Below are 20,956 nucleotides of genomic sequence, written 5' to 3'. Positions count from 1 at the left end.
GGCGCCCGGGCCGCTAAACGGTCAGACGCCGTCCCCGTCCCGGGCCCCGAAGCCGTCCGGGTCGGTGTGGAGGGCCTTCAGCAGCCGCTCCCGTTCGGCGTCGTCCACCGGCAGGGGCAGCACTCCCCCGGCACCCGCGAGCCGGCGGAAACCGCCGCCGCTCTCCAGCCGGCCGTCGAGGCGTACGGGCCGGCCCGCCAGGTGGGCGTGGCCGGCGGCGCGGTAGTCCGGCTCGCCGAGGTCGGCGCGGACTTCCGCGACGTCCGCCCCGGAGAGCACCCGGAGCCGCACGCTGCCGCCGCCGCCCGGGGTCTCGCGCCACAGGTGGACCACGGTCCCGGTGAGGCGGACGGGGACGGCGGGTTCGCCGTGCAGGTAGCGGGCGCTCGCGGCGCGCAGGGCGGGCAGGTCCCCGGGGGAGAACTCCACCGGCTCGGGGTGGGCGGCGTGGCCCGGCGGCGGCCCGGCGGCGGGGGCCCAGTGGAACCGGACGCGGATCCCCTCGGTCCCGGTGACCAGCGCGACGAGGGCTTCGGTCAGCTCCCGGCAGACGCCCGCCCGCACGGCGGCGGTGAACGCGTCGGTACGTCCGGTGGCGCGCTGGTAGTCGGTGGCGTCGCGCGCGGCGTACAGCGCGGTGAGCAGGGCGGCCACGGCCGGACGGCCGTCGGTGGGGCCGGGTCCGAGCGGGGCGAGGACGGTCAGTTCGCGGGCCGAGCTCGCGGGGCCGAGCAGCAGTCCGGCGAGGGCGGCCTCGGCCGTGCGGCGGTGGCGGGCGCCGTGGTGGCCGGCGGCCGCGCGGGCGGCGAGGGCGCCGGCGGTCAGCAGGGCGCGGACGCCGGCGCGCAGCCGGTCCTGGGCGGCCCAGTCGGCGTCGGGCGCGGGGGTCCGGCGTGCGCAGCGGATCTCGTCGCCGGGTGTGCCGAGGGCGAGGAGGATGTGGCGGGCGGTGGGGTCGGCGCTGCGTTCCAGGGCGGTGCGGGCCTCGGCGAGGAGGTCGGCGGTGTCGGGGAGGGCGGGGTCCTCGGGGACGAGGAGGCCGGGGCCGCTGGTGCCGTTCGATGGGGGCGGGGTCCAGCGGCCGTAGCGTCCGGGGGTTCCGCCGCGACGGCGCCAGCCGTGGCGGGCCAGCAGGGCGGCGAGAACGGCGGGTTCGGCGGGACGGGGTGCGTCGGCCGACGGTCGCATCAGGGTCTCCCTCCCGCCCCGACGCGCGTCATGATCTCGCAGAGGGCGTGGTCGTCGAAGACGTGCGCGGTGGGGATTCGCACGGTGGTTCTGTGCCGGCCGGTGACCGGGTGGCCGGCGAGGTTGGTCCAGTAGCAGCAGTGCCGGACGGCGAGCCGGTCCGGGCCGGCGTGGACCCAGTCGTCCCTGGCGCGGGGGACGAGCATGACGACGAGGATGCGGTGGACGGCCACGGGGGTGCGGGCGAGCTTGACGAGGTGCTCGTTGTCGAGCGTGAAGGGGAAGGTGGTGCCGGGCGGCCGGGGCGGCACCTGGTAGGTGGCCTTGAGCTGCACCTTGATGGTGACCTCGTCATCGGTGGTGTGCCCGGGGGCGGTGTGGCTGACGTGCCAGTCGATGCCGTGGTCGGGAAAGGGCTGGGCGAGGGTGCAGCCGGCCGCCGCGGCGACGGCGTGCAGATGGCCGATCTGGAGCGTCTCCATGCAGGCGGTGGTGGCCAGGGTGCCGCGGCGGGGCGGGGCGGGGCCGTGCGGGGGGCGCCGCCCGTCGGCGCGGGGTGGCCCGTCGGCCGGAACGGCCGGTTCGGGCCGGATGAGGGCCATGTCCGAAACACCTTCCGGGAGCGCGTCCACCGGTGTCTACACCGCTGTTTTCTCCACCCGAACTCCTTCGCAAACAAGGGCGGTTCGGGCCGCACTGAGACCGGGTATCACTCGACGGAGGGAGGGGATTCACGCCAAATTCCGGTCAAGCGCGAGGAGTTGTGACATGCCGAGCTGGTTCGAGGGGCCGCTCGCCGCCTTCGACACGGAGACCACCGGGGTGGACGTCGAGCACGACCGCATCGTGTCCGCGGCCCTGGTGGTGCAGTCACGGGCGGGGGCCTCGCCGGCGGTCACCCGTTGGCTGGTCAATCCGGGCGTCCCGGTGCCGGAGGGCGCCACGGCGATACACGGGCTGACGGACGTGCACCTCCAGCGGTTCGGGCGGTGGCCCGCGCCGGTGATGGAGGAGGTGGCCCGGGCCCTGGCCGAGCAGTCGGCGGCGGGGACCCCCCTGGTGGTGATGAACGCGCCGTTCGACCTGACCCTGCTGGACCGGGAGTTGCGCCGGCACCGCGCCGCGTCGCTCGCGTCGTACCTGGGGTCCGCGCCGCTCTGCGTCCTCGACCCCTGGGTGCTGGACAAGCACCTGGACCGCTACCGCAAGGGCCGTCGGACGCTGTCCGACCTGTGCGCGCAGTACGGGGTCGAGCTGACGGGCGCTCACGACGCGGCGGCGGACGCGACCGCCGCGATGGCGGTGGCCCGGGCGATAGGGCAGCGGTTCGCGGTGCGGCTGGAACGGCTGAGCGTGGCGGAGCTGCACGCGCGCCAGGCGGTGTGGCACGCGGCGCAGGCGCGCGGGCTCCAGGCGTGGTTCGCGAGGAACGGTTCGGAGGAGCAGTGCGATCCGGCGTGGCCGGTGCGGGCGGAGTTGCCGTCGGCAGCATGACGAGGCCGGTCCTTCTGGTGAAGGACCGGCCTCGTGGTGTGTGGGCGATACTGGGATCGAACCAGTGACCTCTTCGGTGTGAACGAAGCGCTCTCCCGCTGAGCTAATCGCCCGGGAGTTTCTCGGGGTTGCCCCCGGGAACGCACTGAACAATACAGGTCGGAGCGGCCCTCCATCAAATTCCGGCCGGGGGCCGGAGGGGGATGCCCCGGACCCGCCCCTTCGCCGTTTCCTGGGGCTGCGCCCCAGACCCCGCTTGTCGCGGCTCCGGCGCTCGTCCTCAATCGCCGGACGGGCTGTATATCAGCCCGTCCGGCGATTGAGGACAACCGCGCGAAGCGCGGTTTCGGGGGCGCGGGGGCAGAACCCCCTCAGAAACGGTGAAGGGGCGGGACCGGGGCACGACAAAACACCCGTGGCCCACGAGGGCTTGCCTCGCGGACCACGGGTGGGATGTGGGCGATACTGGGATCGAACCAGTGACCTCTTCGGTGTGAACGAAGCGCTCTCCCGCTGAGCTAATCGCCCGGGCGCACCGCAAACATTACCGCATGTCAGGCGGTACCCAGAACCGCCGCCGGGACGCCCGGGCCGGAGCCGGTCACCGGCCGTCACCCTGGGTGATGAAGGGGGCGGGGCGCACCCTTGACGGAACTCACCGGAACGGCCGTACGCGGAGCGCGACGGGTCGGCCGTACGAGGTATCCGAAGAGTCCCAAAACGGTCAGAGGGGTTTACAACGGCACCGTAGGTGGCATGTCGATTTCGCCGACGTGCGAATCCCCGAGCGCACACTGAGCGAAAGGCCCTGGCGCTTATGAACACCACGGTCAGCTGTGAGCTGCACCTGCGCCTCGTTGTGTCGAGCGAATCGTCACTGCCTGTACCCGCAGGTCTGCGGTACGACACTTCCGATCCGTATGCCGTACACGCCACCTTCCACACCGGAGCCGAGGAAACGGTCGAGTGGGTCTTCGCCCGGGACCTGCTCGCCGAGGGTCTGCACCGGCCCACCGGCACCGGCGACGTCCGCGTCTGGCCGTCCCGCAGCCACGGTCAGGGCGTCGTGTGCATCGCGCTCAGCTCTCCGGAGGGCGAGGCCCTGCTGGAGGCGCCGGCGCGAGCCCTGGAGTCGTTCCTGAAGCGGACCGACGCCGCCGTCCCGCCCGGTACCGAGCACCGGCACTTCGACCTGGACACCGAGCTCTCCCACATCCTGGCGGAGAGCTGAGGCGGTCCACACCAGGAGGTCCGGTCCCTGCGCGCCGCCCACTCGGGGAGGCGGCGCGCGTCCCGTCCCGCTGACACGTCCCTCGCGCAGCCGCCGCACGGCCGCGCCGCCGCCACGGAGACCACCGTGGCCGACGGCGCGGCCGTGTGGCGTTTCCCCCGGAGCCAGTAAGGTCGGTGCCCACCGTCGAACAAGTTGCCGCCCCACCGGCCGGGCCAGGGAGCGAACCAACCGTGCTGATCAATCACGACACCGGGTGCGCGCTCGACGCCGTCGTCGACCTGCTCAACAGCTCCCCCGCCGGGGCACCGGCCGCCGTCAGGGACGACGGGCTGCCGGACGTGGCCGCGCTGCGGGCCTTCGTGGAGCGGCACGACATCAGCGGGGTGGGAGAGCTGGACGAGGGCGATCTGCGGGCCGTGCGGGAGCTCAGGGGGCGTTTCGCGCGGGTCTTCGACACCGAGGGCACGGCGGAGGCCGCCGAGCTGCTCAACGCCCTGGTCGCCGAGGCGGGCACCACGCCCCGGCTCACCGATCACGACGGTTACGACTGGCATGTGCACTACTTCGCGCCGGGAGCCTCGCTCGCCGAGCACCTGGCGGCCGACGGCGGGATGGCACTGGCGTTCCTCCTGGTGGCGGGCGAGCGCGAACGGCTGCGGCGCTGTGGGGCGCCGGGCTGCGGGCGTGCCTTCGTGGACCTGTCGCGGAACCGGTCCCGCCGCTACTGCGACGGCCGGACCTGCGGGAATCGGCTGCATGTGGCCGCGTACCGGGCCCGGCGGCGCGGCGCGGCCGACTGAACGGGCTGTCCACGGCTCACCACCGGTAGAGGTCGTGGACCGCGGTCACCAGGATCAGCGTCGCCACGAAGGCGAGGAACAGCATCAGGGGCGGCTGGGAGAGGGCGAAGAGGCAGCCTCGCGGTTCCTTGGCGAGGTCGCTCAGGTCGAGGTCGTTCAGGTCGGACAGGTCAGCGGTCAGTTCCGCGGTCATCTCGGCCGGTTCGTCGTTCATCTCCGGCAGATGATGGCGCAGCGCGTTCCCTCAACGGGCCGATCGTGTGGAGGTGTTCGTCAGATCCCGTGCTTTTTGAGGATTGCCTCGATGTCGTCGAACTCCCCTCCGGTATCCTTCCGCCCCTTCGTCCCGGAGCGCCCCTTCGGGCGGTCGGCCGGCCGGCCGGCGGGCGCGCCTATGGCGGGGGCGCCGGGCGCCAGGGCGTCGGGGCCGCCGGCCGGGGGCAGGTCGCGGCCTCCGGAGCCGCGCCGCTCGGCGGCCCGGCTCACCAGGAAGAGCAGGGCGGAGAGGGCGAGGACGCCGAAGCCGGCCCAGACGGTCGGCTTGAAGACCAGGTCGGTGACCCAGTCGATGATCCCGGTCATCACGAGGCCGATGGGGATCAGGGCGAAGGCCGCGATGCGGGTCGCGGCGAGGAAACGCTTGCGGTAGGCCGTCAGCAGGGCGATGCCCAGGCCGCCCGCGGACACCGCGGCGCAAACGGTCGAGGTCAGCATCCGGTCCTCCTGCCGATGGTGGGCTCCTGTGTCCATCCTGCACCGGGCGGCGGCCCGGAGGCCACGACGGGGGCCGGGGATCAGGGAGAACTCCGGGTCGTCCCCTGGGGGCTCTCCTCCTCAGGGCCGACTCGGGGCCGACTCGCAGCCGGGCCTTCCGTGATCGGGGCTCCCGGGGCCGGTCTCCCGGCCGGGCTGGGAGACTGGGGGCATGAGCGAGACCAACAGCCCTTCCGCCCCGTCGTCCGCCGTTCCCGCCGGCCCCGCCGTTCTCGACGTCTGGTGCGACCTCCAGTGCACCGACTGCCACGCCGCCCTGGAGGACCTGCGGGCGCTGCGGGCCCGTTTCGGCGACCGGCTGGACGTCCGGCTGCGGCACTTCCCGCTGGAGAAGCACCGGCACGCCTACGCCGCCGCGCAGGCCGCCGAGGAGGCGGCCGAGCAGGGCCGGGGCTGGGAGTTCGCGGAGGCCGTGCTGGCGCGCGCCGGGGAGCTGGGCGAGCGCGGCGAGGCCGTGCTGGTGGAGGTGGCGGCCGGGCTGGGGGTGGACGCCGAGGAGGTGGACACCGCGCTGATCGACGGCCGGCACCTGCTGATCGTCGACGCCGACCAGGCCGAGGGCAAGGCGATCGGGGTGACGGGCACCCCGACGTACGTCATCGGCGGTGAGCGGCTGGACGGCGGGAAGAGCCAGGAGGGGCTGCGGGAACGGATCGAGGAGATCGCGGACCGCTTGCTGGCCGGCTAGCCGACGCGGGCCGGAGGTGCGCCCTCCGTCTCACAGCGTCTTGTGGAAGTACAGGTTCGTGGTCTCGTAGCCCAGGGACTCGTAGAGCCGCCGGGCCGGGGTGTTGCCGGCGAAGACGTTGAGGCCGATGCGGTCGTGCCCCAGGGCGAGGGCCTCGCGTTCGGCGACGAGCATCAGGGTGCGGCCGTGCCCCCGGCCGCGGTGTTCCGGTGCCACCCTGACGTCGAAGACGTAGCCGATGCCGTCGTGCGTGCTCAGCCAGAGGGTTCCGACGTCGGTGCCCTCGTGGGCGAGGACGCGCAGGGCGACGCCGGGGGTGGCGATGCCGTGCGGCAGCAGGGCCGCGTGGTCGGCGTCGCACTTGGCCTCGGCCTCGGCCCGGGGCACGCCGCGTTCGGTCAGCGACTCGACGTAGCCCACCTTCTCCCCGGCGAGCCACGCCGGGAACCGGTCGTCGTCCATGGGGCGGATCTCGCTCCCGGCGGGCAGGGCGGGTGGGCCGGCGAGCGGCTTGGCCATGTTCCGGCTGCGCTCGGTGTAGCCGAGGGCGGTCACCAGGCCGAGCGTGGCCGTGTCCCCGGCGGGGACCCCGACGCCCACCCAGTGGCAGCCCCAGCCGCGCAGCACCTCTTCGGCCGCGAGGGCGGCGACCGTGCCGCGCCCCCGGCGGCGTTCGGCCTCCCGGACGAAGAGCCGCTCTATGGAGCCGGCCCGGGGACCGAAGCGGGGGTGCGTGGCGAGCTCGGCGTCGCCGACGGGCCTGCCGTTGACGCAGATCTCGTAGCCGCGGCGGCGGTGGCCGCCGTCGGCGCGCTGTTCGGGTGCCGTGGGGCGCAGGGTGGTGGTCATGCCGCTGTTCTACCCACGCGCCGGGGCGGATGTCGCCGGGTTTTCCCCGGCCGTCCCCGGGTCAGGGGTCGATGTCCGCGGCCGACCGCTCGGCGAAGATCCGCATGGCCTCGGTGGTCACCGGGCCCGGGGCGCCCGGGAGTTGGCGGCCGTCCAGGGTGCGGAGGGCCTGGACGTCGCGCAGGCTGGAGGTCAGGAAGACCTCGTCGGCGCGGTCGAGGACGTCCATGGGCAGGTCGGTCTCGCGGGCACCGGTCCACTCGACGACGAGGGCGCGGGTGATGCCGGGGAGGCAGCCGGAGGCGAGCGGCGGGGTGTGGAGCTCGCCGTCGAGGACGACGAAGACGTTGGTGGCGGTGCCCTCGCAGAGCGCGCCGGAGGTGTTGGCGAGGAGGGCCTCGGTGGCGCCCTGCTCCTTGGCGCGGGCCAGGGCGACGACGTTCTCGGCGTACGAGGTGGACTTGAGGCCGGTGAGCGCGCCGCGTTCGTTGCGGGTCCAGGGGACGGTGACGGCGGCGGTGGCGGCGGGGCGGGGCTCGATGGGCGCGGCGGCGACGAGGAGGGTGGTGTCGGCGGCGCCGCGGCCGGAGCCGAGCGGGGAGAGGCCGCCGGTCAGGGTGATGCGGAGGCGGCCGAGGGCAAGCGGGTGGGCGTCGAGGACGGCGGCGCAGGCGCGGCGGGCCTCGTCGGCGTCGGGGGCGGGGAGGCCCAGGCCGCGGGCCGAGGCGGCGAGCCGGGCCAGGTGCCGGGTGAGGGCGAAGGGACGGCCGTCGACGACTTTGAGGGTCTCGAAGACGCCGTCGCCGACCGTGAGGCCGTGGTCGAACACCGAGACGCGGGCGGCGTCCTCCTCGACGAGCTTCCCGTTGAGCCAGACGGTCACCGTTGCCTCCCGGCGGTCGGACTGTGCGCGGTCGGGCTGTGGGTGCCCGACGCTATCGCGAGCAGCCGGGCCGCCTTGAGTTCGGTCTCGGCCCATTCGCCCTCGGGGTCGGAGCCCCAGGTGATGCCCGCTCCGGTGCCGAAGTGGAGAGCGGGGCCGCCGGGGGCGGCGCGGTCGATCCAGAAGGTGCGGATGCCGACGGCGAGCTCGCCGGTGCCCCGGTCGGCGTCGACCCAGCCGATGCCGCCGCAGTAGGGGCCGCGCGGGCCCTGTTCCAGGCGTTCGATGATCTCCAGGGCGCTGGCCTTGGGCGCGCCGGTGACGGAGCCGGGCGGGAAGGTGGCGGCGAGCAGTTCCGTCCAGCCGGTGCCTTCGGCGAGTTCGCCGCGGACGGTGGAGACGAGGTGGACGAGGCCGGGGTGCTGTTCGACGGCGCAGAGCGCGGGGACGGTGACGGATCCGGTGGAGCAGACGCGGCCCAGGTCGTTGCGGACCAGGTCGACGATCATCACGTTCTCGGCGTGGTCCTTGTCGAGCAGGTCGGCGGCGGTGCGGCCGGTGCCCTTGATCGGTCCGGACTCCAGGACGCGGCCGGTGCGGCGCAGGTAGAGCTCGGGCGAGGCGGTGACCACCTCGGTGCCGTGGGCGGGGAGGCGGACGGTGCCGGCGTACGGGGCCGGGTTGCCGGCCGCGAGGTGGGCGGCGAGGGCGTCCACGTCGGCGTGGTCCGGGTCGGGCAGCGGCGCGCCGAGCACGCGGCAGAGGTTGGCCTGGTAGACCTCGCCGGCGGCTATGTGCTCGCGGATCCGCCGGACGCCCGCGATGTAGGCGTCCCGGTCGAGGGAGCTGGTCCACGTCTCGGGGGCGGGGCCGCGCCAGTGCCCGGAGGCGGGGAGGGGCGCGGGGCGCACGTCGCCGAAGCGGGCGCACCGTACGTCTCCCTCGAAGTCCGCGACCACGGCCCACCAGCCCCGGGAGTCGAGGGCCTCGGGGTCGCTGGTGACGTCACGCAGATCGGTGGCGAGGAGGCCGCCGAAGCGGGCCATCGGAGGGAGGTCATGCACGTCATCGAGTCTATGGGCCGGTCCCCGGCGCTGAGCCGGGTGAAGGAAGAGGGCAGCACGCTGCGGAAACGGAATTTGAGCTGGCGCGGGAATCCGCTAGAGTTCAACACGTCGCCGGGACGCGGAAGCGAAACGGCGGGGCAGCTTCCGGATCATGGTCCGGAGGATGTGTGCGGACATAGCTCAGTTGGTAGAGCACCACCTTGCCAAGGTGGATGTCGCGAGTTCGAGTCTCGTTGTCCGCTCGAGTGGGGGATCTTCCCGACCCCCGCACTCCTGGTGGAGTGGCCGAGAGGCGAGGCAACGGCCTGCAAAGCCGTCTACACGGGTTCAAATCCCGTCTCCACCTCCAAGGACGATTAGCTCAGCGGGAGAGCGCTTCCCTGACACGGAAGAGGTCACTGGTTCAATCCCAGTATCGTCCACCAAGGTCCTCGCGGACCTTCCCGCGCGATTAGCTCAGCGGGAGAGCGCTTCCCTGACACGGAAGAGGTCACTGGTTCAATCCCAGTATCGCGCACGCGGCACACCCTCCCGGACGATTAGCTCAGCGGGAGAGCGCTTCCCTGACACGGAAGAGGTCACTGGTTCAATCCCAGTATCGTCCACCAAGGTCCTCACGGGCCTTCCCGCGCGATTAGCTCAGCGGGAGAGCGCTTCCCTGACACGGAAGAGGTCACTGGTTCAATCCCAGTATCGCGCACCATGATCGGCCGGAGGCCGGGGCTTCGCGCTCCGGCCTCCGGCCGTTTCCGCATGTCACGGCGGTGCCGAGCAAAAGACGGGCCAGGCACCTCCCCAGGTGCCCGGCCCGTCATGCCGTCCGCCGCACCCCCGTCCCCACGGGGTTATGGCCGGCCCGTCCCCGACCCGGACCGCTCTTCCGGGAGCGGGGCGCTCAGCGCCCCAGCATGCCGGCCACGGACGACGCTTGGGTGACGACGGCATCCCAGCCGCCGAAGGCGACGGCCAGGACGGCCGCGCAGGGCAGCACCATGGCCAGAGCGACCAGAGGGTGCCGGTTGTCGGCGGGGCGGCCGCCGGGGAGGTCGGGAAGGCTCCGGTGGACGTCCGTCCGCCCCGGCGCGCGGGTCACGCGTCGTACCGCCTGAGCCATGGCGCCCCTCCCTTCCGGTCCCGTCGGACCCGCCCCCGCCCGGCGCGGCCCCGCTGTGCGCGGGCCGCCGGGCGTGCCGAATGGTGGTGGCGGCGGGCGTTCCGACCTCGGGGGACGAGTGTTGCGCCCGCCGCTCGGGATCCACACTAGGCGGCCGGGAGGGGGCCGGGCGTCATGCCCTCGTACCCCTTGCACCGCCTCCACGAGGAGGAGGGAGGGGGCGGATCGGTACTCCCCTGGGTGGAGAACAGAGGAGCGGTTCGCCGGGGTTGCCCCAAGGCGGGCATCCGGGTTCTCCCCCAGGGGACCACGGTGGAGTGATCTGCCTCACGTCCGGTTCCCTTCGGCCGTGCCACCCGGACCGACGGGGTGTCAGGTGTTCGAGCGGCGGGCGGGCCGGGGGCGCCGGCCGGCGGAGTGCGGGCCGTCGGCCCGTCAAACCCCGGGTGTGTGGGGGAGCTTGACGGCCGGCGGCCGGCGGACGGGCGCGGGGCGGGCGCCGGGGAGCGGGCGAGCGCGGGCGCGCGGCGGAAGCGGTCATCCGATCGCCGACGCATGCGCGGCCTCTCAGCACGGCCGCCCGTCAATCCGTAAGCTGTGGCTCGTCAGACGGACCGGCAGCGGGGATGAAGATGACGATGATGCGGCTCCGGCGCGAGGACCCGCGTGTCGTCGGCTCGTTCCGGCTTCACCGCCGGCTGGGCGCGGGCGGCATGGGCGTGGTGTACCTCGGCTCGGACAAGCGCGGCCAGCGGGTGGCTCTCAAGGTGATCCGGCCGGATCTCGCCGAGGACCAGGAGTTCCGCTCGCGCTTCGCGCGCGAGGTGTCCGCCGCGCGGCGCATCCGCGGCGGCTGTACGGCACGGCTGGTGGCCGCCGATCTCGACGCGGAGCGGCCGTGGTTCGCGACGCAGTACGTGCCCGGGCCCTCGCTGCACGACAAGGTGACCGACGAAGGGCCCCTGTCGGCGGCTCAGACGGCGTCCATCGGGGCGGCGTTGGCGGAGGGGCTGCTCGCGGTGCACGACGCCGGGGTGGTCCACCGCGACCTGAAGCCGTCGAACATCCTGCTCTCCCCCAAGGGCCCGCGGATCATCGACTTCGGCATCGCCTGGGCGACGGGGGCCAGCACCCTGACGCACGTCGGCACGGCGGTCGGCTCGCCGGGCTTCCTGGCGCCGGAGCAGGTCCGGGGCGCGACGGTGACGCCGGCGACGGACGTCTTCGCCCTGGGCGCCACCCTGGCGTACGCCTCGACCGCGGACTCCCCCTTCGGGCAGGGCAGTTCGGAGGTCATGCTGTACCGGGTGGTGCACGAGGAGCCGCAGCTCATGGGGGTGCCGGACGCGCTGGCGCCGCTGATCCTCGCCTGCCTGGCGAAGGACCCGGAGGAGCGGCCGAGCACGCTCCAGCTGTCGTTGCGGCTGAAGGAGATCGCCGCGCGCGAGGCGCACGGGCTGCCGGACGGCCGTCGGGTGCCGGCGCGGCGCGAGCCCGAGCGGCCCTCGGACCGGCGGGCCGCGGACCACGCCCACCAGCCCACGGAGCCGCGCCCGGCGGCGGCCGCGCAGGGGGGCGCCTCCCCCGCCCGGCCGCCCGCGACCCGGCCGCTGCGGCAGCCCCGCCCCGACCGGCCGGCCGCCCGGCCCGCGGGCCGGCCGCGGCCCGGCGCCCGTACGGGAGCCCGCGCCGGGGCGGCCGGGCGCCGGACCGGCGGCGACCCCCGGCTGCTGCGGCAGCGGCTGATCGTCTTCGTGGTGGTGACGCTGCTGGTGGCCCTGGGCATCGCGGCGGCGCAGGGGTGCGACGGGCCCAAGAAGTCGTCGGGGCTGGGGCGGGACCTGGGGCGGGGGCAGTCGTGCGTGGTCGCGGTGGATACCTGCGGTACGTGAGCCCCGCCCCCTGCATCCGCGTCCTCAGTCCTGGGCGTCCGGGGTCCGCCGCGGGATGAGTGGCTGCCCCGCGCGGGCGAGGCCCAACAGGTCGTAGTAGTCGGCGCAGCGGGTGATCGACCCGTCGGGGGCGAGCGCGAGCACGGTCGCCGCGTGCACCCGGAACGGCGGCCCGGGCGGTTCCGCCACGGGAGTTCCGGTCCAGAGCAGGGTCGCGCAGGCCCTCCCGTCGTCGGTGCCGAAGCCGTCCTCGACCTCGGCCGTCAGGTCGGGGATGGCGGCGCGGGTCTCGCGGTGCCAGTCCGTGATCGCGGTACGCCCCCGGCGGGCGCGCCCGGCCGCGACGTCGGTGTAGACGGCGTCCGGGGCGAACAGCGCGCCGAAGGCGGCGGAGTCGGGCCCGGACCAGGCGCGGGCGAGGCGGGTGGCGGCGGTACGGGCGTCCATGGCGGGAACCTTCGTGTGGGTGCCGGGGGTCTGTCCGGTCGGGGTGCGGGGCATGACCGGCTCGGTGGGGTTCCTCGCGACGTGCCGTTCCGGGGGCGCCGCCGAGGCCCGTCCCGCCGGGGTCGGGGGCGTGTCCGGCTCGGTGGGGGGAGTGCGCGGTGCTGCGCGGGCCCGGTTCCGGGACGCGGCGGAGGGCCGTACCGCGCGGGCGGCGGAGGCGGGTTGCCCGGGGACGGCCCGGTCGCGTCGCTCGCGGGGCGGCGTCGGAGCCCGGTCGGTGGTGGCGGGGAACTCGGCGTGTTCGGCGATGGCCGTGCCGGGGGTGGTCATGGGGGCGTAGGGCGCGGTGGTGGTGAGTTCGGCCGGGGTGGTGAAGCGACGGTACCGGTGGGGGCCGGGTTTCCGGGGTGGGTCCAGGGCCGTCGGCGGGCCCAGGAAGGCGTGGACGCGGTCGTGCCAGCGGATGTCCGCGTGGTCGGAGTGAGGGGTGAAGGAGACCCCGGTGGCCGTGGCCGCGAGTCGTTCCGTGGCCCGGGTGAGGACGAGCAGCGGGGTTCGGCCGCCGCCGTGGGTGCGCAGTTCGGCGCAGGCGAGGGTGAACGGGCCGGCGTGCAGCCGGGCCCAGTGCCATGCGCGGAGGTCGGCGCCGAAGTCCAGGGTGCCCCAGTTCTTGTCGTGGTAACCGGTTCCGCGCACCCGCCAGGTCCGGCCGGGCACCGAGAGCCGGCCCTCCACCCGGCCCCGGGGCACCGCCACCAGCCAGCCGAGGTAGCGGCCCGGGTCGTCGGCGAGCGTGACGGTCCCGGTGCCGACGCGGGAGGGCGGGGCGGTCGAGGTGAGCGTGAGGTCCGCGGCGGCCGACGGCGTTCCGGCGCGGATGCGGTACCGGACGAGGTCGCCGTGGGCGCGATGCGGGCCGAGGACGACGTCGCAGTGGTCGCGCGCGGCGCGGAAGGAGGCCGGGTCGTGGCGGGTGCGGCCGGCGTGGACGCGTCCGTCGGGGGTGCGGACGGTCAGCGACAGCCGGGGGGCCAGGGGGCCGGCGGAGGCGTCGAGGGACTTGGTCTCGAAGACGACGACGGCCCGGCTGCCGTCGTCGCACTCGGCGTCGAAGTACCACCATTCGAAGGTGCCCGGCCGCGGCGTCTCGCGAAGGCCGTCCTCCCAGGGTTCAGGTTCGCGGGTCAGGCCCGCGCGGCGCAGGTCCGCGTCGCTCTCCCGGACGATCAGGCCACCGGCCCGGCCGGTCGCGGCCGCCGGGTCCTCGGGTGCCGGGTCCTCGGGTGCCGGGTCCTCGGGTCCCGGGTCCTCGGGTGCCACGTCCTCGGCTGCCATGGCGGGCCTCAGGGTGTGGTGGGCAGCAGCAGGTTCTCGGGGTAGCCCGGCCGGTCCGGGGGGACGACGGTCTCGGGGAAGTGGCGGCGGGTGTCGGCGCCCCACGCCATATAGCCGGAGACGAGGAACTCCAGGTCGCGGACGTACCGTTCGACGGCGGCGCGCCGCGGGGCGTCCAGGCCCAGGGTGCGGGCGAGGGCGGGGACGCCGCGCCGGATCGCGTCGAAGCGGCGCAGCCGGTCGTTGACGAGCGCGTAGGCGGTGTCGATCGCGGCGGCGCGCGAGCGGTTCCCGTCCCGCTCCAGGACGAGGACGAGGTTGACGACGTCGCCGCGCGGCTCCTCGCGGTCCAGGGTGTAGACGTCGTTGGCGAGGCAGGGCAGTTCCTCGGTGAGCCGCCGCAGTTCGATCAGCGGCAGGCTGTGGAAGGCGACGGCCGGGACCTCGTAGCCGCCGATCCGTTCGACGAGGTCGCAGACGACGCTCATGGCGCTGACGCCGATCCGCAGCCGCAGGAACGTGGGGAAGTCGGGGACGGTGCCGGCCAGGCGGGCGGCCGACTCCTGGGCGTAGGAGGCGAAGTAGTACTCCCAGTCGTGGGCGGCGCGGGCGCGCCAGGCCGGCGGCATGCCGTCGGCGGCGCGCCGCCAGATGTCCGCGAAGGCGCGGGCGGCGGCGGTGGGCCGGGGGCCGGTGGTGCCGTGGTGGACGACGGCGATCAGCTCTTCGCAGGCGCGGGCGGTGGCGGCCGGGTCGAGGCCGAGCGGGCTGTCGAACTGGTCGTCGAAGGGGTACCAGAAGCCCATGTGGTCCGTGACGAGCCGCAGTCCGGGGCCGGTGGCGTACGGGTACATGCAGGCCGAGACCCGGGCCAGGTCCCAGGAGTCGTACAGGGCGGTGGCCTCGGGCCCGTCGGCCATCCGATGGGCCCGGGCCCAGGCCCGGTTGCCTGCCCGGGCCTCCTCCAGGTGCGGGCTGACGGCGAAGCGGAAGCCGGCGGGGAAGCGGATCCTGGTGTCGGCGGGCATGGGCCCTCCCGTGGTCGGTGATGCCGTAGGGCACTCTCCGTGCGGGACCGAGCGGTGTCGCGGACGCTCCGCTTCGGGCTGTACCCATGGGAGGCCGGTGCGGAAACGATTCGCCGCGCCGGCCTCCGGGTCGGGGCCCCGTGCTACGCCGGCGTCCCCGCCGTCACGGCGTAGAAGGCGACGGCCGCCGCCGCGCCGACGTTGAGGGAGTCGACGCCGTGGGCCATCGGGATGCGCACCCACTCGTCGGCCGCCCGCAGGGCCTTGGCGGACAGGCCGCTGCCCTCGGCACCGAGCATCAGGGCGACGCGTTCCAGGCGGTGCGGGGCGGCGGCGTCCATCGCGGTGGCCTGCGCGTCCGGGGTGAGGGCCAGGACCCGGAAGCCCGCCGCCCGGACCGTCTCCAGGTCGCGCGGCCAGTTCTCCAGCCGGGCCCAGGGGACGGAGAACACGGCGCCCATGGACACCTTGACGGACCGCCGGTAGAGCGGGTCCGCGCAGTCCGGGGAGAGCAGGACTGCGTCCATGCCCAGGGCGGCGGCGCTGCGGAAGATGGCGCCGATGTTGGTGTGGTCGTTGACCGCCTCCATGACCGCGACCCGGCGGGCCGAGGCCAGCAGTCCGGCGGCGTCGGGCAGCGGCTTGCGCCGCATGGAGGCGAGCGCGCCGCGGTGCACGTGATAGCCCGTCACCCGCTCGGCGAGCTCCGGCTCCACGACGTAGACGGGTGCGGGGACGTCCTCCATGACATCGCGCATCACGTCCACCCACTTGGCGGAGAGCAGCATGGAACGCATGCCGTAACCCGCGTCCACCGCCCGGCGGATGACCTTCTCCCCCTCCGCGATGAACAGGCCCTCGGCGGGCTCGCGCCGGCGGCGCAGCTCGACATCGGTCAGGCCGGTGTAGTCGTGGAGCCGGGGGTCGTCGGGGTCGTCGATGGTGATGACCTGGGGGGACTGCGTCATGGGGCTCACGTGTCTCGTGGTGCGTACGGGTAGGATACGGGGGCTCAGCCGGCGGCGTCCGAAGGGGCCGCCGCCTCCCGGCCGATCGCCACGACCTCGCCGATGACGATCACGGCCGGCGGGCGTATGCCCTCGGCCCGCACCCGCTCCCCCACCGTGCCGAGGACGGCGTCGACGCGCCGCTGGGCGGCGGTCGTGCCCTCCTGGATCACCGCGACCGGGGTGTCGGCGGACCGGCCGTGCCGGATGAGCGTCTCGGCGATGGCGCCGCACTGCTCGACGCCCATGAGCACCACGAGGGTGCCGCCGAGGCGGGCGAGAGACGGCCAGTCGACGAGGGACCGCGGGTCGTCGGGCGCGACGTGCCCGCTGACGACCGTGAACTCGTGGGCGACGCCGCGGTGGGTGACGGGGATGCCGACCGTGCCGGGGACGCTGATCGAGCTGGAGATGCCGGGCACGACGGTGCAGGGGATGCCGTGTTCGGCGAGGGCCTGCGCCTCCTCCTTGCCGCGGCCGAAGACGAACGGGTCGCCGCCCTTGAGGCGGACGACGGTCTTCCCGGCCTTCGCGTGCTCGATCAGGGCGTCGTTGATGGCCTCCTGGGCCATCGAGCGGCCGTACGGGATCTTCGCGGCGTCGATCACCTCGACGTGCGGCGGGAGTTCGTCGAGCAGGTCGCGCGGGCCCAGCCGGTCGGCGACGACGACGTCGGCCTCGGCGAGGAGGCGCCGGCCGCGCACGGTGATCAGGTCGGGGTCACCGGGGCCACCGCCGACGAGGGCCACCCGGCCGCCGCCCGGGCGGGTACGGCGGTGGGGCGCGGCGATCGAACCGTCGCGCAGCCCCTCGACGATGGCGTCCCGCAGGGCCGCCGTGCGGCGCGGGTCCTGGCCGGTGAGCACGGCCACGGTGACGCCCGCGCTGCGGCCGGTGGCCGGCGTCCAGGCGGTGGCCGCCTCCGCGTCGTCGCTGCGGACGGCCCAGACACGGCGGGCCTCCGCCTCGGCGGACGCGGCCCGGTTGGCCTCGGGGTCGTCGGTGGTGATCAGCGCGTACCAGGCGCCGTCCAGGTCGCCCTCGCGGTAACGGCGGCGCTCCCAGCGCAGTTCGCCGGCCTCCGCCATGGCCTCCACGGACGCGGTCGCGGACGGCGACACGAGCAGGACGTCGGCGCCGGCCGCGATGAGGGCGGGCAGCCGGCGCTGGGCGACCTGGCCGCCGCCGAGGACGACGACGCGGCGGCCCCGCAGGCGGAGTCCGACGGGGTAGGCGGCGGGTTCTGGGTGCTCGGCCATGGGGGGTGCGGGTCTCCTCGCTGGTCAGGGGCGCTGGGCATACCCTACGTGGGCTTTGTTAGCGGGGGGTTTCGCCCCGGGCCCTCCCCCAGAGGGGGCACCCCCACTTCGCCGTTTCCCGGGGCTGCGCCCCAGGCCCTCTGATCGCGGCTTCGCCGCTCGTCCTCAAACGCCGGACGGGCTGGATGGTGCCCGAGCCGGCACTTTCGGCCTGTCCGGCGTTTGAGGACAGCGCGCGGAGCGCGCTTCGGGGGTGCGGGGGCGCAGCCCCTGCGAGAACGGTGAAATGGGGGTCCCCCTCTGGGGAGGGGCCGGGGCACCAGCCGCCCGCAGGCCCCCCTACCCCTTCTCCGCGACCCCCGCGCTGTCGAACGTCGCCACCTCATGCATGGCCCGCGCGGCACTCTGCACCACCGGCAGCGCCAACAGCGCACCCGTACCCTCGCCGAGGCGGAGGTCGAGGTCGACCAGCGGCCGCAACCCCAGCTTCGTCAGAGCGGCGACATGACCCGGCTCCGCACTGCGATGCCCCGCGATGCACGCGGCCAGCGCCTCGGGCGCGATGGCCCGCGCCACCAGGGCGGCGGCGCCGGCGCTCACGCCGTCCAGGATCACCGGCGTGCGCAGCGAGGCGGCGCCGAGGATCAGGCCGACGAGGGCGGCGTGTTCGAGCCCGCCGACGGCGGCGAGGACGCCGATCGGGTCGGCCGGGTCCGGGCGGTGCAGTTCCAGCGCCCGGCGGACGACGTCGATCTTGCGGGCGTGCATCTCGTCGTTGATGCCGGTGCCGCGCCCGGTGACCTCGCCGGGGTCGGAGCCGGTGAAGACGGAGATCAGGGCGGCCGACACGGTGGTGTTGGCGATGCCCATCTCACCGGTGAGGAGCGCCTTGTTGCCCGCGGTGACGAGGTCGCGGGCGGTCTCGATGCCCACCTCGACGGCGCGCAGCGCCTCCTCGCGGGTCATCGCCGGGCCGGCGGTGAAGTCGTCCGTGCCCGGACGGATCTTGCGCGGCAGCAGGCCGGGGCGGGCCGGCAGGTCGCCGGCGACGCCGACGTCCACGACGCAGACCTCCGCGCCGACCTGGTTGGCGAACGCGTTGCACACGGCCCCGCCGCCCAGGAAGTTGGTCACCATCTGCATGGTGACCTCCTGCGGCCAGGCGGTGACACCCTGGGCGTGCACGCCGTGGTCGCCGGCGAAGACCGCGACGGCGGCGGGCTCCGGGATGGGCGGCGGGCACTTGCGCGACAGGCCGCACAGCTGCGCGGAAATGATCTCCAGCATGCCGAGCGCGCCGGACGGCTTGGTCATCCGCTTCTGCCGCTCCCACGCCTCGCCGAGCGCCTTGGCGTCCAGCGGGCGGATGCCGCGCAGGGTCTCGGCGAGCAGGTCGTGCGGGTCCTCGCCGGGCAGCGCGCGGCGGCCGTACGTCTCCTCGTGGACCACCCAGGACAGCGGGCGCCGCTTGGACCAGCCGGCCTGCATCAGCTCGGGCTCGCCGGGGAACTCGTCGACGTACCCGACGCACAGGTACGCGACGACCTCCAGGTGCTCGGGGAGGCCGAGTTCGCGGACCATCTCGCGCTCGTCGAAGAAGCTGACCCAGCCGACGCCGAGCCCCTCCGCGCGGGCGGCGAGCCAGAGGTTCTCGACGGCGAGGGCCGACGAGTAGGGGGCCATCTGCGGCTGCGTGTGCCGGCCGAGGGTGTGCCGGCCGCCCCGGGTGGGGTCAGCGGTCACCACGATGTTGACCGGGGTGTCGAGGATCGCCTCGATCTTCATTTCCTTGAACTGCTTGGCCCGGCCCTTGGGCAGCGAGGCGGCGTACGCGTCGCGCTGGCGGGTGGCCAGGTCGTGCATGGTCCGGCGGGTCTCGGCGGACCGGATGACGACGAAGTCCCAGGGCTGGGAGTGCCCGACGCTCGGTGCCGTGTGCGCGGCCTCCAGGACGCGCAGCAGGACGTCGTGCGGGATGGGGTCGGGGCGGAAGCCGTTGCGGATGTCGCGGCGTTCGCGCATCACGCGGTGGACGGCTTCCCGCTCGGCGGCGGCGAAGCCGTCGGCCGGGGGGCCGAGGGGGACGCGGGGCTCTTCGGCGGGCTCCGCGCTGTCGGCCTGCTCGGCGGTGCCGGGCTGCCCGTCCTGCGGCTCGTCGTCGCGGACGAGGGCGAGGTGCACGGGCGCGGGCGCCTCCTCCGCGGCGGAGGCGGCCGCCTGCGCCGCGACGGGCTCGGCGGGCTGACCGGCCGGCTGCGCCGGTACGGGGGCGGGCTCGCCGTCCGGGGCCACGGCGGGTGCGGGCGCTTCGTCGACGGGCTCGGCGGGAGCGGGCGCCTCGGTGGACGCCTCGGCGGGTGCTGCCGGAGCGGAGGGGGACACGGCCGTGTCGGAGGCGACGGGCGCCCCTTCGGTCACGGTGGGAACGGCCGCCTCAGGGGCCTCCGTCGATGCGGGGGTCTCGGCGGGCACGGAAGTCTGAGCAAGCACAGCGGTCTCGGCAGCCACGGGGTTCTGAAGGGGCGGGACGCCCTGGGCGGACATGGCGTTCTCGGCGGGCGCGGTCGTCCCGGCGGTGGCGGAAGCCTCCGCGGGGGCGACGGCCTCCGCAGCGGCGGCTGCCTCTGCGGGGACGGCTGCCTCTGCGGCGCTCACGGTTTCTGCGGAGTCAACAGCCCCTGCGGGGGCGGGAGTCTCCGCTTGGGCGGGTGCGTCGGCCTTGGCGGGCGCGCCGGGCGGGGTAGAGGCGTCGGCGTAGGCGGAAGCGTCGGCCGGCGCGGAGGCGTCGGCTGAGGCGGGTGCGTCGGCCGAGGCGGGTGCGTCGGCCGAGGCGGGTGCGTCGGCCGAGGCGGGTGCGTCGGCCGAGGCAGAGGCATCCACGGGGAGGGAAGCGTCCGCCGGGGAAGACGAACCCGCCGGGAGAGAGGCGTCGGTCGGGACGGGAACACCGGCCGCGACGGCAGCATCCGCCGGGACGGAAGCGGCCGCCGGAGAGGGCGAACCGGCCTGCGCGTATGCGTCCGCCGGGACCGGTGCGCCGGCCGAGGCAGGAGCGCCGGCCGACACGGCGACACCCGCCGGGGCAGGGGCCTCGGCCTGAGAGGACGGACCCACCTGCGCGAGCGCTCCCACCAGGACGGGTACGCCGGCCGGGACGGAGGCGTCCTCCGGAGAGGCCGAACCGGCCGGGACGGACGGGTTCTCCAGGCCAGGTGCGCCGACCGGGGCAGACGCATTCGCCGGGGCGGAAGCGTCACCGGGAACAAACGCACCAGCCGAGGCAGAAGCATCGGCCGACGCGGTGGCAACGGCCGGAACGGAGGCGTCCGTCTGAGAGGCCGAACCGGCCGGGGCGGAAGCGGCTCCCGGAACAGACCCCTCGGCCGAGGCAGGAGCGTCAGCCGGCGCAGAGGCATCCGTCGAAGCAGAGGCATCGGCCTGGGGGGACGAACCAGCCGGGACGGAAGTACCCCCCGGGACGGCTGCGTCAGCCGGGGCAGGAACGCCAGCCGACACGGCGGCATCCACCGGAACAGAGACATCGGCCTGAGAGGACGAACCAGCCGGGACGGAAGCGGCCCCCGGAACAGACGCGCCGGCCGAGGCAGGAGCGTCAGCGGACGCGGAAGCGTCCGCCGGAATGCCGGCATCCGTCGGAGAGGACGCACCGGCCGGGGCGGAAACGTCCCCCGGGACGGTTCCGTCGGCCGAGGCAGGAGCGTCGGCCGACGCAGAGGCGTCCACCTGGGTGGGTGCGCCTGCCGGGGCAGACGTATCAGCAGGGGCGGAGGCGTCCGTCGGGACGGAAGCGCCGGCCGGAGAGGACGGGCCGGCCTGGACGGAAGCATCCCCTGGGGCCGCTGCGCCGGCCGAGGTTGCCGTGTCCGCCGGGGCCGA

The 20,956-nt window shown here is 74.9% G+C and carries 17 protein-coding genes, 8 tRNA genes and 1 pseudogene; 11 read left to right on the top strand and 15 right to left on the bottom strand.

The annotated features are described in order from the left end of the window. Positions 1 to 21 precede the first annotated feature (21 nt). Positions 22 to 1,188 carry a hypothetical protein gene (locus ACH4PU_RS11085; RefSeq protein WP_398269362.1) on the bottom strand — a complete coding sequence of 389 codons (1,167 nt, stop codon included), beginning with the start codon at positions 1,186 to 1,188 and terminating at the stop codon, positions 22 to 24. Then, complete coding sequence (locus ACH4PU_RS11080; RefSeq protein WP_398269359.1) at positions 1,188 to 1,790, bottom strand: DUF4365 domain-containing protein; 603 nt, start codon at positions 1,788 to 1,790, stop codon at positions 1,188 to 1,190. The genes ACH4PU_RS11085 and ACH4PU_RS11080 overlap by 1 nt, the downstream gene beginning before the upstream one ends. A 166-nt stretch (positions 1,791 to 1,956) precedes the next feature. On the opposite strand from ACH4PU_RS11080, the gene ACH4PU_RS11075 reads away from it, so the two are divergent. After that, positions 1,957 to 2,682, top strand: coding sequence for an exonuclease domain-containing protein (locus tag ACH4PU_RS11075; protein ID WP_398269356.1), 726 nt, complete (start codon positions 1,957 to 1,959; stop codon positions 2,680 to 2,682). A gap of 41 nt (positions 2,683 to 2,723) precedes the next feature. On the opposite strand, the gene ACH4PU_RS11070 is transcribed toward ACH4PU_RS11075, so the two are convergent. Both ACH4PU_RS11070 and ACH4PU_RS11065 read right to left on the bottom strand, forming a co-directional pair. Then, positions 2,724 to 2,795 (bottom strand) — tRNA-Val (locus tag ACH4PU_RS11070). 343 nt (positions 2,796 to 3,138) lie between these two features. Beyond that, a tRNA-Val gene (locus tag ACH4PU_RS11065) sits at positions 3,139 to 3,210 on the bottom strand. Between the two features lie 289 nt (positions 3,211 to 3,499). Here ACH4PU_RS11065 and ACH4PU_RS11060 point away from each other — a divergent pair. Together ACH4PU_RS11060 and ACH4PU_RS11055 are read left to right on the top strand one after the other, a co-directional pair. Beyond that, positions 3,500 to 3,913 (top strand): SsgA family sporulation/cell division regulator, encoded by a 414-nt coding sequence (locus ACH4PU_RS11060; protein WP_004942301.1) that lies wholly within the window; start codon positions 3,500 to 3,502, stop codon positions 3,911 to 3,913. Between the two features lie 233 nt (positions 3,914 to 4,146). Then, positions 4,147 to 4,716: a CGNR zinc finger domain-containing protein gene (locus ACH4PU_RS11055; protein ID WP_185945900.1), complete on the top strand. Its 570-nt coding sequence runs from the start codon at positions 4,147 to 4,149 to the stop codon at positions 4,714 to 4,716. Between the two features lie 16 nt (positions 4,717 to 4,732). Here ACH4PU_RS11055 and ACH4PU_RS11050 read toward each other — a convergent pair whose 3' ends face one another. Together ACH4PU_RS11050 and ACH4PU_RS11045 are read right to left on the bottom strand one after the other, a co-directional pair. After that, positions 4,733 to 4,930, bottom strand: a complete 198-nt coding sequence (locus tag ACH4PU_RS11050) for a hypothetical protein (protein WP_004942298.1) — start codon at positions 4,928 to 4,930, stop codon at positions 4,733 to 4,735. Between the two features lie 59 nt (positions 4,931 to 4,989). Continuing rightward, on the bottom strand, positions 4,990 to 5,430 hold the full coding sequence (locus ACH4PU_RS11045) for a hypothetical protein (protein ID WP_398269352.1): 441 nt from the start codon (positions 5,428 to 5,430) through the stop codon (positions 4,990 to 4,992). A 211-nt stretch (positions 5,431 to 5,641) separates the two neighbouring features. On the opposite strand from ACH4PU_RS11045, the gene ACH4PU_RS11040 reads away from it, so the two are divergent. Then, the gene (locus ACH4PU_RS11040; protein ID WP_398269349.1) at positions 5,642 to 6,178 is read left to right on the top strand and encodes a DsbA family protein; all 537 of its coding nucleotides are present in this window, start codon (positions 5,642 to 5,644) and stop codon (positions 6,176 to 6,178) included. A 30-nt stretch (positions 6,179 to 6,208) separates the two neighbouring features. On the opposite strand, the gene ACH4PU_RS11035 is transcribed toward ACH4PU_RS11040, so the two are convergent. From ACH4PU_RS11035 to ACH4PU_RS11025, 3 genes are all read right to left on the bottom strand, one after another. Further along, complete coding sequence (locus ACH4PU_RS11035) at positions 6,209 to 7,027, bottom strand: GNAT family N-acetyltransferase (protein WP_398269346.1); 819 nt, start codon at positions 7,025 to 7,027, stop codon at positions 6,209 to 6,211. Positions 7,028 to 7,088: 61 nt separating this feature from the next. Continuing rightward, positions 7,089 to 7,910, bottom strand: coding sequence for an aminotransferase class IV (locus ACH4PU_RS11030; RefSeq protein WP_398269343.1), 822 nt, complete (start codon positions 7,908 to 7,910; stop codon positions 7,089 to 7,091). Beyond that, positions 7,907 to 8,974: a chorismate-binding protein gene (locus ACH4PU_RS11025; RefSeq protein ID WP_398269341.1), complete on the bottom strand. Its 1,068-nt coding sequence runs from the start codon at positions 8,972 to 8,974 to the stop codon at positions 7,907 to 7,909. The genes ACH4PU_RS11030 and ACH4PU_RS11025 overlap by 4 nt, the downstream gene beginning before the upstream one ends. 172 nt (positions 8,975 to 9,146) lie before the next feature. Here ACH4PU_RS11025 and ACH4PU_RS11020 point away from each other — a divergent pair. The 6 genes from ACH4PU_RS11020 (at position 9,147) to ACH4PU_RS10995 (ending at position 9,680) form a co-directional block, all read left to right on the top strand. After that, positions 9,147 to 9,219, top strand: a tRNA-Gly gene (locus ACH4PU_RS11020). A 33-nt stretch (positions 9,220 to 9,252) separates the two neighbouring features. Beyond that, a tRNA-Cys gene (locus ACH4PU_RS11015) sits at positions 9,253 to 9,326 on the top strand. Position 9,327: 1 nt separating this feature from the next. Then, positions 9,328 to 9,402 (top strand) — tRNA-Val (locus ACH4PU_RS11010). Positions 9,403 to 9,422: 20 nt separating this feature from the next. Beyond that, positions 9,423 to 9,494: transfer RNA gene (locus tag ACH4PU_RS11005), tRNA-Val, on the top strand. Between the two features lie 16 nt (positions 9,495 to 9,510). Further along, positions 9,511 to 9,585 (top strand) — tRNA-Val (locus ACH4PU_RS11000). Between the two features lie 20 nt (positions 9,586 to 9,605). Continuing rightward, positions 9,606 to 9,680, top strand: a tRNA-Val gene (locus tag ACH4PU_RS10995). 192 nt (positions 9,681 to 9,872) lie between these two features. On the opposite strand, the gene ACH4PU_RS10990 is transcribed toward ACH4PU_RS10995, so the two are convergent. Next, positions 9,873 to 10,091 carry a hypothetical protein gene (locus ACH4PU_RS10990; RefSeq protein ID WP_398269339.1) on the bottom strand — a complete coding sequence of 73 codons (219 nt, stop codon included), beginning with the start codon at positions 10,089 to 10,091 and terminating at the stop codon, positions 9,873 to 9,875. A gap of 632 nt (positions 10,092 to 10,723) precedes the next feature. Here ACH4PU_RS10990 and ACH4PU_RS10985 point away from each other — a divergent pair. Then, complete coding sequence (locus tag ACH4PU_RS10985; RefSeq protein WP_398269888.1) at positions 10,724 to 11,983, top strand: protein kinase; 1,260 nt, start codon at positions 10,724 to 10,726, stop codon at positions 11,981 to 11,983. A gap of 24 nt (positions 11,984 to 12,007) precedes the next feature. Here ACH4PU_RS10985 and ACH4PU_RS10980 read toward each other — a convergent pair whose 3' ends face one another. The 5 genes and pseudogenes from ACH4PU_RS10980 to cobT all read right to left on the bottom strand — a co-directional run. Beyond that, positions 12,008 to 13,765: a nuclear transport factor 2 family protein gene (locus ACH4PU_RS10980; RefSeq protein WP_398269337.1), complete on the bottom strand. Its 1,758-nt coding sequence runs from the start codon at positions 13,763 to 13,765 to the stop codon at positions 12,008 to 12,010. A gap of 8 nt (positions 13,766 to 13,773) precedes the next feature. Continuing rightward, positions 13,774 to 14,793, bottom strand: a complete 1,020-nt coding sequence (locus ACH4PU_RS10975; RefSeq protein ID WP_398269334.1) for a terpene synthase family protein — start codon at positions 14,791 to 14,793, stop codon at positions 13,774 to 13,776. A 143-nt stretch (positions 14,794 to 14,936) separates the two neighbouring features. After that, positions 14,937 to 15,761 carry a TrmH family RNA methyltransferase gene (locus ACH4PU_RS10970; protein WP_398269331.1) on the bottom strand — a complete coding sequence of 275 codons (825 nt, stop codon included), beginning with the start codon at positions 15,759 to 15,761 and terminating at the stop codon, positions 14,937 to 14,939. Positions 15,762 to 15,805: 44 nt separating this feature from the next. Next, positions 15,806 to 17,059: a uroporphyrinogen-III C-methyltransferase gene (gene cobA / locus ACH4PU_RS10965; RefSeq protein WP_398269328.1), complete on the bottom strand. Its 1,254-nt coding sequence runs from the start codon at positions 17,057 to 17,059 to the stop codon at positions 15,806 to 15,808. Positions 17,060 to 17,398: 339 nt separating this feature from the next. Beyond that, a pseudogene (gene cobT, locus ACH4PU_RS10960) lies at positions 17,399 to 19,153 on the bottom strand (nicotinate-nucleotide--dimethylbenzimidazole phosphoribosyltransferase); the annotation flags it as partial. Between the last annotated feature and the right edge of the window lie 1,803 nt (positions 19,154 to 20,956).

Origin of the sequence: Streptomyces sp. NPDC021100, assembly GCF_044333095.1 — a bacterium.
Lineage (GTDB): Bacteria > Actinomycetota > Actinomycetes > Streptomycetales > Streptomycetaceae > Streptomyces.
This window is presented reverse-complemented; position numbering and strand designations above follow the sequence as displayed.